This window comes from Pseudomonas sp. 5Ae-yellow, from assembly GCF_014077575.1.
In the GTDB taxonomy this organism is placed as follows: domain Bacteria; phylum Pseudomonadota; class Gammaproteobacteria; order Pseudomonadales; family Pseudomonadaceae; genus Halopseudomonas; species Halopseudomonas neustonica.
Genome location: NZ_JACGWE010000059.1, coordinates 1 through 11,941, shown reverse-complemented (window position 1 = coordinate 11,941; position 11,941 = coordinate 1). Strand labels below are relative to the sequence as shown.

The 11,941-nt window shown below is 53.1% G+C and carries 10 protein-coding genes; 9 read left to right on the top strand and 1 reads right to left on the bottom strand.

Going from position 1 to position 11,941, the window contains the following annotated elements:
- Positions 1–156 precede the first annotated feature (156 nt).
- The 9 genes from H4J77_RS20015 (at position 157) to H4J77_RS18160 (ending at position 11,137) form a co-directional block, all read left to right on the top strand.
- A complete protein-coding gene (locus H4J77_RS20015; RefSeq protein ID WP_259364920.1) occupies positions 157–291 on the top strand; it encodes a co-regulatory protein PtrA N-terminal domain-containing protein in 135 nt (44 codons plus the stop codon).
- Positions 292–510: 219 nt separating this feature from the next.
- On the top strand, positions 511–2,277 hold the full coding sequence (locus tag H4J77_RS18195; protein ID WP_123891406.1) for a copper resistance system multicopper oxidase: 1,767 nt from the start codon (positions 511–513) through the stop codon (positions 2,275–2,277).
- 12 nt (positions 2,278–2,289) lie between these two features.
- Positions 2,290–2,583, top strand: coding sequence for a hypothetical protein (locus tag H4J77_RS18190; RefSeq protein WP_123891407.1), 294 nt, complete (start codon positions 2,290–2,292; stop codon positions 2,581–2,583).
- On the top strand, positions 2,573–3,532 hold the full coding sequence (locus tag H4J77_RS18185; protein WP_123891408.1) for a copper resistance protein B: 960 nt from the start codon (positions 2,573–2,575) through the stop codon (positions 3,530–3,532). Before H4J77_RS18190 ends, H4J77_RS18185 begins: the two co-directional genes overlap by 11 nt.
- A 9-nt stretch (positions 3,533–3,541) precedes the next feature.
- A complete protein-coding gene (locus tag H4J77_RS18180) occupies positions 3,542–4,315 on the top strand; it encodes a cytochrome c (RefSeq protein ID WP_123891409.1) in 774 nt (257 codons plus the stop codon).
- A gap of 609 nt (positions 4,316–4,924) precedes the next feature.
- A complete protein-coding gene (locus H4J77_RS18175) occupies positions 4,925–6,178 on the top strand; it encodes a TolC family protein (protein WP_123891410.1) in 1,254 nt (417 codons plus the stop codon).
- Positions 6,175–7,632 (top strand): efflux RND transporter periplasmic adaptor subunit, encoded by a 1,458-nt coding sequence (locus tag H4J77_RS18170; RefSeq protein ID WP_123891411.1) that lies wholly within the window; start codon positions 6,175–6,177, stop codon positions 7,630–7,632. The genes H4J77_RS18175 and H4J77_RS18170 overlap by 4 nt, the downstream gene beginning before the upstream one ends.
- Positions 7,629–10,784, top strand: coding sequence for an efflux RND transporter permease subunit (locus H4J77_RS18165; protein ID WP_123891412.1), 3,156 nt, complete (start codon positions 7,629–7,631; stop codon positions 10,782–10,784). Before H4J77_RS18170 ends, H4J77_RS18165 begins: the two co-directional genes overlap by 4 nt.
- Complete coding sequence (locus H4J77_RS18160) at positions 10,781–11,137, top strand: copper-binding protein (protein ID WP_123891413.1); 357 nt, start codon at positions 10,781–10,783, stop codon at positions 11,135–11,137. The genes H4J77_RS18165 and H4J77_RS18160 overlap by 4 nt, the downstream gene beginning before the upstream one ends.
- 213 nt (positions 11,138–11,350) lie before the next feature.
- Here the strand turns inward: H4J77_RS18160 and H4J77_RS18155 are convergent, their stop codons facing one another.
- A complete protein-coding gene (locus H4J77_RS18155; RefSeq protein WP_182249850.1) occupies positions 11,351–11,533 on the bottom strand; it encodes a hypothetical protein in 183 nt (60 codons plus the stop codon).
- Positions 11,534–11,941: the final 408 nt, after the last annotated feature.

Genomic DNA, 11,941 nt, shown 5'->3' with positions numbered 1-11,941 from the left:
GTAAGCGCTTCGATTTCAAATGTCCTATCGAAGTCATGAGCGAAGTGATGCAGAAAGCCTTGGCTATGCAATATGATGCTCCTGCGTCAATTCAATAACCGTGTTGCACTCAGCTCCTGCAACCGCCTAGGATTATTTATTAAAAGGTGGTTTGAAATGAAAATGATCAAAGTATTGCTAGTAATTGCTGCTGTCAGCGTATCTTCATTGGCAATGGCAGAAGGCGGGTCTGACCGAATTTTTGATCGCGCGCATGCGGCGAACAAAGCTGCGATGCAAGCCTATAAGTAGGCACCAAGCAAGAGAAATATTCGTACAACATTTATCAGCCAACCTGACATAAATGTAATCAAGCAACAGGTTGAAATGTGGCAATTTGTAGGTATGAGGGTCGTAGTATTAATTTGCGATCGCAAACCATAGCATCAAACTCATGCGCTCGGATCGGATTGATTCAACCTGGTTTTAAAATTTCAATCTCGGATTACTAAGCTTAAGGGGCTTATCAGAATGCATTATAAAACCTCAAGACGAACCTTCGTTAAAGGCTTGACCGCCGCTGGTATTGTCGGAGGCCTAGGTTTGTGGCGTACCCCGGTTTGGGCTCTTACTAGTCCCGGCCAACCGAACGTACTGGCCGGCTCGCAGTTTGATCTGGTGATTGGCGAAACACCCGTCAACATCACTGGTAAAACGAGGCTGGCTAAAACTATCAACGGTTCTATGCCGGGGCCTATCTTGCGTTGGCGCGAGGGCGACACCGTCACTTTAAGGGTGCGAAATCGCCTCAAAGAAGACACGTCGATTCATTGGCACGGCATTATTTTGCCGGCAAATATGGATGGCGTGCCCGGCCTAAGCTTTGCTGGCATAGCGCCCGACGGCATATACGAATACACGTTTAAACTCAATCAGAACGGCACCTATTGGTATCACAGCCATTCCGGACTACAGGAACAGGTTGGCGTGTACGGCCCATTGATCATTGATGCCATTGAGCCTGAGCCCTTTGCCTATGATCGCGATTATGTAGTGATGCTCAGCGATTGGACAGATGAAGATCCGGATAGAGTTCTCAGTAAGCTGAAGAAGCAGTCCGATTACTACAACTATCACAAACGTACCGTCGGTGACTTCGTCGATGACGTCGGTGAGAAAGGTTTGTCTGCCACGCTTGCAGACCGAAAGATGTGGGCTGAGATGAAGATGAGCCCTACCGATCTTGCTGACGTCAGTGCGTTTACTTACACCTATTTGATGAATGGTCACGCTCCCAATGGCAATTGGACCGGGCTTTTCAAACCAGGTGAAAAAATTCGTTTGCGCTTTATTAATGGCTCTGCAATGAGCTATTTCGACGTGCGTATTCCTGGCCTAAAAATGACTGTCGTTGCTTCCGACGGGCAGCACGTTCATCCGGTTAGCGTCGACGAGTTACGTGTTGCAGTTGCTGAAACGTATGACGTAATAGTCGAAGTTTCAGATCAAGAGGCGTACACCATTTTTGCACAATCCATGGATCGCACAGGTTATGCGCGAGGCACCTTAGCAATCCGCGAAGGCTTAAGTGCTCCGGTACCCGAAACAGATCCTCGGCCTTTGATTTCCATGAGTGATATGGGTATGGACCATGGGGGTATGTCGGGCATGAGTGGTATGGACCACAGCAGCATGCAAGGTGACATGGGCACAATGGATCACAGCAAAATGGCAGGCATGGATCATTCTGCGATGTCTGGTATGGGTGCCAGCATGCAGACTCATCCCGCATCAGAGGAAGGTAACCCGCTGGTCGACATGCAAACCATGATGCCCACGCCTAAGTTGGACGATCCTGGCATTGGCTTGCGCGAAAATGGACGTAGAGTACTCACTTACGCTGACCTTAAGAGCACGTTTGAAGACCCCGACGGCCGGAAGCCAAGTCGCACGATTGAGTTGCACCTTACCGGACATATGGAAAAATTTTCGTGGTCTTTTGACGGTGTTCCGTTTGCAGATGCAGAACCTGTGCGCCTGAAATATGGCGAGCGCGTAAGAATCATTTTGGTAAACGACACCATGATGACGCACCCCATCCATCTTCACGGCATGTGGAGCGATCTGGAAGATGAGAACGGCAACTTCAAAGTCCGCAAACACACGATTGACATGCCGCCTGGGACTAAACGCAGCTACCGCGTTACCGCAGATGCGCTAGGTCGATGGGCTTATCACTGCCATTTGTTGCTACATATGGACATGGGCATGTTCCGCGAAGTGCGTGTCGAAGAGTAGAGGACTAAACAGATGAACCTACCCATACAACGTAAAGCTCTAATTGGTTTCGCCCTTTCCTTCGGGTTAAGCACACTATTCGCTGTGCCTTTGGCATTTGCTGACGAGTCGAGAGCTGAGGCGAAAACGCATCAATCAACGAGTGCCAACCCGACATTGGCGGAAAGCCATCTGCAGCAGGGCGAATCAATAGAGCTCGAAGCGATAAACCACGACGGAATGGATCACGGTTCGATGGAGCATGACATGATGGGTGCTGATATAAACGCCGACGACAGTAAGGCGGAGGCTAAACATGATCACTAAATACTCATCCGCTACAGTCATCGCTCTTGCGGTGTCCATGACTGCCCCGTATGGCGTGAAGGCTTATGCTGCTGAGCCCATGGACCACTCGACCATGGATCATGCCGCTATGGGACATGATTCTATGCCCACTATGGATCACAGCAAAATGGGTTCCATGCCCGAGGGTCCTGAAACCGGCATTATGGATCATAGCCAAATGAACCATACCCAAGCCGCCGACCCGATCACTACCAGCAGGACACCAATCCCTGAACTAACTGATGCTGACCGAGAGGCAGCTTTTTCAGGGCTACCAGATCACAGTAATATGCACGAAAGCGGGATCAATAGTTTTTTCCTGCTTGACCAGCTTGAATATCAAGACGCAAATGACGGCAGTACCTTGTCATGGGATGCCTCAGGCTGGATTGGCGGAGATATAAATCGTCTTTGGCTTCGTTCGGAAGGGGAACGCACCAATGGCGTGACTGAAGAGGCCGAAATACAGGCGTTGTTTGGGCACTCCATAGGCCCATGGTGGGACGTCGTCGCGGGTGTTCGACAAGACTTTAAACCGAGTTCTCCGCAAACCTGGGCCGCATTGGGAATTCAAGGCATGGCTCTCTATGCTTTTGAAGCTGAAGCAACGGCATATATTGGCGAAGGTGGGCAGTCAGCTGCCAGGCTCGAAGGCGACTACGACATATTGTTAACTAATCGTTTGATATTACAGCCGACTGCGGAAGCGAACTTCTACGGCAAAAATGATCCTGAACGAGGGGTTGGCTCCGGGCTGTCTAACATTGAATTGGGCGTGCGTATGCGCTATGAAATCGTTCGCCAGTTTGCACCCTACATCGGCGTGTCGTGGAATCGCTCTTACGGTAATACGTCAGATTACGCCCGAGCTGAAGGTGCTGATATTGATGAGGCTCGCTTCGTTGCGGGTATCCGGATGTGGTTTTAAGAGAAATATATGAAAAACACAATTAAAGCGCTCGTCGCAGCCACTGTTGCTGCTGGTTTCGTCATCTCTGCTGTTGTCTATTTTGGCATCGTAAATGTAGGCGCTGACGACCCTCACTTTAAAGTTGTTCACTCGTTTTTAGCCATGGCTCGTGACCGTTCCATCGAGGTCCGCAGCAACGCTATCGAAGTACCTAACCTCAATGATCCCGCAATGATTAAGGCTGGTGCCGGCAACTACAACTCTATGTGTGTTGGCTGTCACTTGGCTCCTGGCATGGCTGACACGGAGCTCAGCAAAGCCTTGTATCCCGCGCCTCCCAATCTCGCTGAAAAAAGTATCGAAGAGGGTCCCGCAGCGGCATTTTGGGTTATCAAGCACGGGATAAAAGCCACTGGCATGCCTGCTTGGGGTAAAAGTATGGCCGATCCATATATATGGGGCATGGTCGCGTTTTTAGAGCAACTGCCAGAAATGGATCAAACCCAATACCAAACCCTTGTTGCATCTAGCAGCGGCCATCAACATGGTGGCGGTGAAACTGCTATGCATAAGGATGAAGGGCAAGGTAATAGTCCTGGTGGGCACCATTCAGCTGCTCCATCAAGTAATTCGGATCATCACGCTTCTGGCATGCCTCAAGCTGGCAGCATGCCGAACCATCATGCTGGTGAGGCAACAGATACAGATCATCATGCGGGCGATTCAAAGGTAGAGCAGGGCAAGCCTGAACTAGCTCCGAAAACACACATGCATGAAAACGACGAACAGCATGTTCATTGAATAGCTCTGGGGCAGCATTCACAGACCGGAAGCTTGAAACTGACGCAAATGTAATCTTCAGCTCAGTTTTGTGTCAGCGAGCTCTGATATCATTACTTGCATTATCCCGAGGGAGGAGAGGAAAGGACATAACCGGCTGCATCCGTTTAACTTTCCAATATCTTAAGCCTACTATGACGTGCCGAAATGTATTTATCGTTCTGCTTATGATTCTTGCGCTTCCTATCAGCGGGACGGCGCAAACCATGACGCTTGACACTCGTCATACCATGAGCCTTTCGGCCATTGCGTCCAACGACGACACTTCGGCGTTGGACGCTTCTGCGCATGAATGTTGTGATCCAGACGCGCTCAAGTCAGCCTGCGAAAACGGGCAAGAATGTAAAACCAGCAGCTTACTCCAACTTGCGGTCAACAAAACCGTTTCGCTGGCGCTCCCCCCTCGCCACCCCACCCTCCTTCCTGTTCGAGTACCGGCTCGCACGCCTGATATTATCTGGCACCCCCCTCGCAGCTGATGTTTTTGCCCCCTAGTTTCGCCTGATCGACTGGAGCAGGCGGTGAAGGTATGCCTATGGCATGCGCTAGAACATCAACGGAATCGAAGACATGAATCACCGAATTCACGGCGTGCGCATATGTGCCACTGCCATGTTTATTGGCTTGGCTGCAGTTCCCGGCATATCAGCAGCACTTACGCTCGAGGAGGCGATCACTCTAGCGGAGCAAGGAGCCCCTTCCCTAGGGGCGCGCAGCGCGAACCTGCAAGCTGCCCAAAACCTCGTCACGCCAGCGGGCGAGCTGCCGGACCCCAGGCTGAAGCTTGGAGTCCAGAACCTCCCTATTGAAGGTCAGTCCAGACTGCAATTGGGCGCAGAGGCGATGACGATGCAGATGGTCGGCGTTATGCAAGAGGTCCCTAACCGCGCCAAACGCCGTGCACGAGTGGAAACCGCCGAAGCCACCGTGGCATTGGCCCGGGTACAGCGAAGGGTCGAGCGAATCAAGGTCCGCCAGATGACAGCCGAGGCCTGGATTACAACCCTGGCAGCCGAGCGCAAGCTGATCATTTTTGACCAGCTCTACACCGAGAATCGTCTTTTTGCTCAGGCGATCAAGGCAAACATTGCCGGCGCTCGTGGACTGTCGAGCGATAGCGTATTACCCAAACAGGAAGCCGCGTACTTAGCTGAACAGGAAGATGTCTTGATCCGGAGTAAAGCGGTTGCCCGGGCGGAGCTCCGACGATGGATCGGCGAGGCTGCAACCCAGCCACTGCAGGGCAGCTGGCCGGAATGGACAAGCAGCCCTGAGCTTTACCTTAATAACTTCACACACCACCCTGAGTTACTGGAATTTGACCCGATGACAAGTCGAGCCGAAGCCCAGATTGCACAAGCCGTTTCGGAAAAAACGTCGGACTGGGCCTGGGGCGTGGATTATCAGAAGAGAGGACGCGGCTTTGGCGACATGATCAGCCTCAACCTCAGCTTCGACCTGCCAGTTTTCGCAGGATCCAGACAAGATCCGAAGATAAGCGCTGAACGCGCGCGATTGGAAGGGCTGGAAGCCGAGCGGCAGGACCGGCTGCGACAGCTCCGGCAGGAGCTGTCAGCAGACCTGGCTGAACTCCGACGTCTGGAACGGGCACTAGATCGCACCAAGGAGACACTGTTGCCTCTAGCTGATGAAAAAGTTCGTCTGACCATGGCCGACTACCGCTCAGGCAAAGGTGAACTAACTGCCGTGATCACAGCACGCGAGGAGCTGTTAGAGATGCGTCTGCGCCTTGTCGATCTAGCCAGTAACCGTTCGCTGACTAACGCCCGCTTACATTTTTCCTTAGGAGACACTCAGCCATGACATTTCGAATCAAACGGCTAGCTCTGCTGATCGGCCTACCCATGTTTTTAACCAGCGTTGCAGTGACAAGCATCACCGTGTTCGCAAGTAGTGCCCAGGCTCAGTCCGCCGATCAAAGCGAGAAAGAAGTGCTGTATTGGTACGATCCCATGTATCCGCAGCAACGTTTTGACGCGCCTGGCCCATCGCCGTTCATGGACATGGACTTAGTGCCTCGTTATGCCGAAGAAGGGGCAGGAAGTGCTTCCATGCTCATCGACCCTTCAGTGACGCAGAATTTAGGAATGCGGGTCACACCGGTTACCCGGGAAGCAATAAGCCAGACCGTCAAAGCGTCAGGCACGCTGGGCTACGATGAACGTGACGTAGCCATTGTGCAGACACGCAGCGCCGGATTTGTCGAGAAAGTTTACGATCTGGCCCCGGAAGACGTGATACCAGAAAATGCGCCGCTGGCCGACCTTTTCTTTCCCGAATGGTCGGCTGCACAGGAGGAATATCTAGCATTGCGTGGAATGGGTGAGCCTCAGTTGCTGGCTGCAGCTCGTAACCGCCTGCGTCTTGCCGGCATGCCGGACGAGCACATTACAGCGCTGGAACGCAGCGGCAAGGCCAGCTCAAACTGGACCATTACCAGCCCTATCAGCGGTGTACTTCGCTCACTTGATGTCCGTGAGGGTATGACTCTACCTGCTGGCGCGTCCCTTGCCCGCATCAACGGCCTGGAAAAAGTCTGGCTGGACGTTGCCGTCCCAGAAGCGCAGGTGAGCAACCTGAAGGTCGGGCAAAAGGTCGAGGCCATACTGCCTGCCTACCCGGGCGAAATCTTGGGCGCGGTGATTGAGGCGATCTTACCCCAAGCCAACCTGGAAAGCCGAACCGTTCGGGTTCGAGTCGTGCTACCCAACCCCGATCAACTCCTGCGCCCCGGCATGACCGCAGACGTGACCTTGAGCCGTGATGAAGAGGTAGCCCTGGTGGTACCCACTGAAGCACTAATCAGAACAGGTCGGCGCACGCTTGTTATGCTCTCCGAGGATGAAGGCAGGTTCAGGCCCGTAGAAGTCAGGGTCGGCCGCGAAACCGATTTCAAGTCAGAAGTGTTGTCGGGACTTGACGAAGGCCAGCGCGTGGTTGCGTCCGGGCAGTTCCTGCTCGATTCCGAAGCCAGTCTGCGCGGACTGACCACCAAACCAGAGCAATCGCCAGTAAACACCGCGCCCACATTGCACGAGGCCGAGGGCACCATCGTGGGCATAGAAGATGACAAGGTCAATTTGTCTCACGGTCCATTCAAGACATTGAACATGCCGGGCATGACGATGGCATTTCCGATCGCAGACCCGGTGCTGCTGAAAGGACTTAAAGAAGGTAACCGGGTACGGGTAGGTGTAAGCGAAAGCGATGAAGGCCTTGTTATCGAGCGGATCGAGCAGCTCGGAGACCAGCCATGATTGCCAACATCATTAGATGGTCCGTCGCCAACCGATTTCTGGTATTGCTGGCGACGCTATTTTCGGTTGCCTGGGGTATATGGTCGATCCAGAACACCGCCGTTGATGCGCTGCCTGACCTGTCCGACGTTCAGGTCATCATCCGCACACCCTATGCCGGACAGGCCCCGCAGATTGTTGAAAATCAGGTGACCTACCCGCTGGCGACTACCATGCTCTCGGTTCCCGGAGCAAAGACAGTGCGCGGTTATTCATTTTTCGGCGACAGCTATGTTTATGTTCTGTTCGAGGACGGCACGGACCTGTATTGGGCGCGCTCGCGGGTGCTCGAGTACCTCAGCCAGGTGCAGAGCCGACTTCCCGAAGGCGCTGCGCCAGCGTTGGGCCCTGACGCCACCGGGGTGGGCTGGATCTATCAGTATGCTCTGGTGGATCGCACCGGCCAACACGACCTTGCTCAATTGCGGTCGCTGCAGGATTGGTTCCTGCGGTACGAGCTAAAAACCCTCCCAAATGTTGCAGAGGTCGCGCCAATCGGCGGCATGGTCAAGCAGTACCAGGTGGTGCTGGATCCGCTACGGATGGCCAATCAACAAATAACTCAGCAGCAGATCAGGCAAGCGGTTGAAGAGGCCAACCAAGAGACGGGCGGAAGCGTGTTGGAGCTCGCCGAAACCGAATTCATGGTTCGCGCCTCGGGCTATCTCTCGTCACTGAAGGATTTTCGTACCATTCCGCTGGGCTTGAGCGCTACCGGCACACCGATAACACTTGGCGATGTCGCGAATATTCAGCTGGGCCCGGAGATGCGTCGGGGGATTGCCGAACTGGACGGCGAAGGCGAGGTAGTCGGTGGCGTAGTGATATTACGCAGCGGAAAAAATGCTCGCGAAACCATCACCGCAGTGCGGTCCAAGCTTGAAGATCTGAAAAAGAGCCTGCCTGATGGAGTTGAGGTAGTCACTACCTATGACCGCAGCAAGCTGATTGATAGCGCCGTTTCCAACCTCAGCTTCAAGCTTCTGGAAGAGTTTATTGTCGTTGCGCTGGTGTGCGCGCTGTTCCTCTGGCACCTGCGTTCATCGCTGGTAGCAATTGTCTCTTTGCCAGTGGGTATCCTGATCGCATTCATCATCATGCAGCGGCAAGGGGTCAACGCCAACATCATGTCCCTGGGGGGAATTGCGATCGCAATCGGGGCCATGGTCGATGCTGCGATTGTGATGATCGAGAATGCCCATAAACACATAGAAGCGTGGCACAAGAAAAACCTGAACAAGAAGCTTGAAGGCGCCGAGCACTGGAAAGTCATCACCAATGCAGCGATCGAAGTCGGTCCAGCGCTGTTCTTCAGTCTGCTTATCATCACCTTGTCGTTTATTCCGGTTTTCACCCTGGAAGCTCAAGAGGGTCGGTTGTTCGGCCCACTAGCCTTCACCAAGACCTATGCCATGGCTGCAGCCGCAGGGCTGTCGGTCACCTTGGTTCCGGTACTAATGGGCTATTGGATCCGCGGAAAGATCCCCGACGAGCATCGCAATCCAATCAATCGTGGGCTGATTTGGATATATCAACCGGCTCTCGAAGCAGTACTTCGCTGGCCCAAAACCACCGTCGTGATCGCATTCGTAATTTTTCTGACGGCACTCTGGCCTATCTCCCGACTGGGTGGAGAGTTCCTGCCGCCACTAGATGAAGGTGACCTGTTGTACATGCCAACGGCGTTACCCGGTCTGTCTGTTCAAAAAGCATCGGAACTTCTGCAGCAGACCGACCGCATGATTAAAAGCGTGCCTGAAGTAAAACGCGTTTTCGGCAAGGCGGGTCGTGCCGACACAGCGACCGATCCGGCACCGCTGACCATGTTCGAAACAACTATCCAGTTCAAGCCCCGGGACCAATGGCGCCCGGGAATGACGCCTGAAAAGCTGGTAAAGGAACTCGATAATGCGGTACAGGTCCCTGGACTGGCCAACCTGTGGATACCGCCTATCCGCAATCGTATCGATATGCTGGCCACCGGCATCAAGAGTCCGATCGGGGTCAAGGTTTACGGCTCGGACCTGGTACAAATTGACAAGACCAGCCAAGCGATCGAGCGCATAGCCAAGACGGTTCCCGGCGTAAGTTCGGCTGTGGCCGAGAGACTAACCGGTGGGCGCTATATCGACGTCGACATTGACCGCAGTACGGCTGCACGTTACGGGCTGAATATTTCTGAGGTGCAGTCCATTGTGGCCGGTGCAGTCGGAGGCGCCACCATTGGCGAAACCGTAGAGGGGCTCGCTCGTTACCCCATCAGTTTGCGCTACCCGCGCGAATGGCGTGATTCATTGACCGACTTGCGCAATCTGCCGATCTACACTCCCGAGGGAAGTCAAATCACTTTGGGAACGGTGGCTCAAATCAAAGTCACGGATGGCCCACCAATGCTCAAGAGCGAAAATGCTCGACTCACCGGATGGGTCTATATAGACGTGCGCGATCGCGACATGGCTGCGGTGGTGAACGACCTGCGTACCAGAATCGACAGCGAAGTGTCCTTGGAATCAGGCATGAGCATTAGTTATTCCGGACAGTTCGAGTTCATGGAGCGCGCCAATGCCAAACTGAAGATGGTTGTACCAGCTACGCTACTAATCATTTTTGTGTTGCTGTACCTCATTTTCAACAGGTTCAGCGAAGCTTTGCTGATAATGGCGACGCTTCCATTCGCTCTGACTGGCGGTGTCTGGTTCCTTTACCTGCTTGACTACAACCTGTCGGTAGCAACTGGCGTCGGATTCATTGCGCTGGCAGGAGTGTCGGCCGAATTCGGCGTCATCATGCTCCTATACCTGACTAATGCCTGGAGCGAGCGCGTGAATGCAGGACGTGCGGACAGACCGGCACTCCTGGAAGCGATTCGCGAGGGCGCCGTACAACGCGTGAGGCCCAAGGCGATGACCGTAGCAGTCATCATCGCGGGCTTGCTACCAATCCTGCTTGGCAGCGGTACCGGTAGTGAAATCATGAGCCGCATCGCAGCGCCAATGGTCGGCGGCATGATTACCGCACCGCTTCTGTCCCTATTTGTACTACCGGCAGCTTATCTGCTGATGAGACGCCGGTCCATTAAGCAAACCAAACCACAAACTGGAGATTCATTATGAAAACCAAACTGGCACTAGTTCTTACTCTGGCACTGACGCCGGCAGCCTTCGCTGAAGAAATGAAAGGCATGGAAATGAAACACAGCATGCCCATGGACAATATGCAGATGGAGCAAACGCATACCTCTACGCAGAGCGCGAAGGCAACAGGTACCGTGCGCAAGATCAAACAGAATGGAGGTTCTGTCACCATCGCCCACGGGGCCGTACCAGAGCTTGAATGGCCTCCTATGACCATGGATTTCAAGGCAACGTCTGAGCAGCTTCAAGGCCTCAAGGAAGGCGACGAGATCGAGTTTGAATTCACCTCAGAAGGGATGAACTCAATCATCACGTCGATCAAACAACGTTAAACTGGGTTCATGGCTATCAACCCCATGGAAAAGGTAGCCATGCCGCCTAGGCATTACACAATAGTAAGTACCTCACAGCTTGTCGTCAGGTTCAAACCGTCAAGCTAAATAGCACTCCCAAAAGAGAGGTGTCTAATGAACAAGTTTTCCAAAGTAATTACCCCGCTCGTCGAAGACGGCAGCGATTATGAGCTGAGGTACAAGCGCCTTCCATCATGAGGCGCCAGGTGCCGCACCAAAGCCCCTATAGGGTGAAGGGCGGCCCTTGCTGATAGCCAAATAAAAGGCAGCGATGAAATAATTAAGTGTTTTATATGAATTTGTATAGAAACAGTCGAGAAGTTGTAATAAAAAATCCCAGACGACAGGAATAGCAGTGACTAGGTTCAGCTTCATACTGCTGAACCTCAACAAGCAACTATTCCTCGGTTTCCTGCCTGGCCTATTACTCTTCTTGACCTATTTATCAATGATTGTGGTACGCATGAGATATGGAATGGGACAGAAATATGAGCAGCAAACAGCGCTTGAGGCCTAACTGACCAGCGTAAAAAATTCTGATTGAGTAGCAGAACAGTGATGCGTAAAGTGGCCTTCAACATTGTGTTGTTCGCCCTATTGGCAACCGGCACCACTGCAGCAGTATCCGCAGCGGCAGAATAGGCTAAAAAGTCTGAGTGAATCGCCCCTAGTTTCGTAGACACCTCCAGGCCTTATAATCGAGGCACCCAGGAGGTCCAATGAGCAACTCACGCTACACCGAAGAATTTAAAATTGAAGCCGTCAAACAGGTGGCTGACCGAG

Coding starts and splice junctions, on each gene's coding strand:
- H4J77_RS18175 (WP_123891410.1), top strand. CDS start 4,925: ATGAATCACCGAATTCACGGCGTGCGCATATGTGCCACTGCCATGTTT.
- H4J77_RS18180 (WP_123891409.1), top strand. CDS start 3,542: ATGAAAAACACAATTAAAGCGCTCGTCGCAGCCACTGTTGCTGCTGGT.
- H4J77_RS18155 (WP_182249850.1), bottom strand. CDS start 11,533: ATGAAGCTGAACCTAGTCACTGCTATTCCTGTCGTCTGGGATTTTTTA.
- H4J77_RS18195 (WP_123891406.1), top strand. CDS start 511: ATGCATTATAAAACCTCAAGACGAACCTTCGTTAAAGGCTTGACCGCC.
- H4J77_RS18165 (WP_123891412.1), top strand. CDS start 7,629: ATGATTGCCAACATCATTAGATGGTCCGTCGCCAACCGATTTCTGGTA.
- H4J77_RS18185 (WP_123891408.1), top strand. CDS start 2,573: ATGATCACTAAATACTCATCCGCTACAGTCATCGCTCTTGCGGTGTCC.
- H4J77_RS18170 (WP_123891411.1), top strand. CDS start 6,175: ATGACATTTCGAATCAAACGGCTAGCTCTGCTGATCGGCCTACCCATG.
- H4J77_RS18190 (WP_123891407.1), top strand. CDS start 2,290: ATGAACCTACCCATACAACGTAAAGCTCTAATTGGTTTCGCCCTTTCC.
- H4J77_RS18160 (WP_123891413.1), top strand. CDS start 10,781: ATGAAAACCAAACTGGCACTAGTTCTTACTCTGGCACTGACGCCGGCA.
- H4J77_RS20015 (WP_259364920.1), top strand. CDS start 157: ATGAAAATGATCAAAGTATTGCTAGTAATTGCTGCTGTCAGCGTATCT.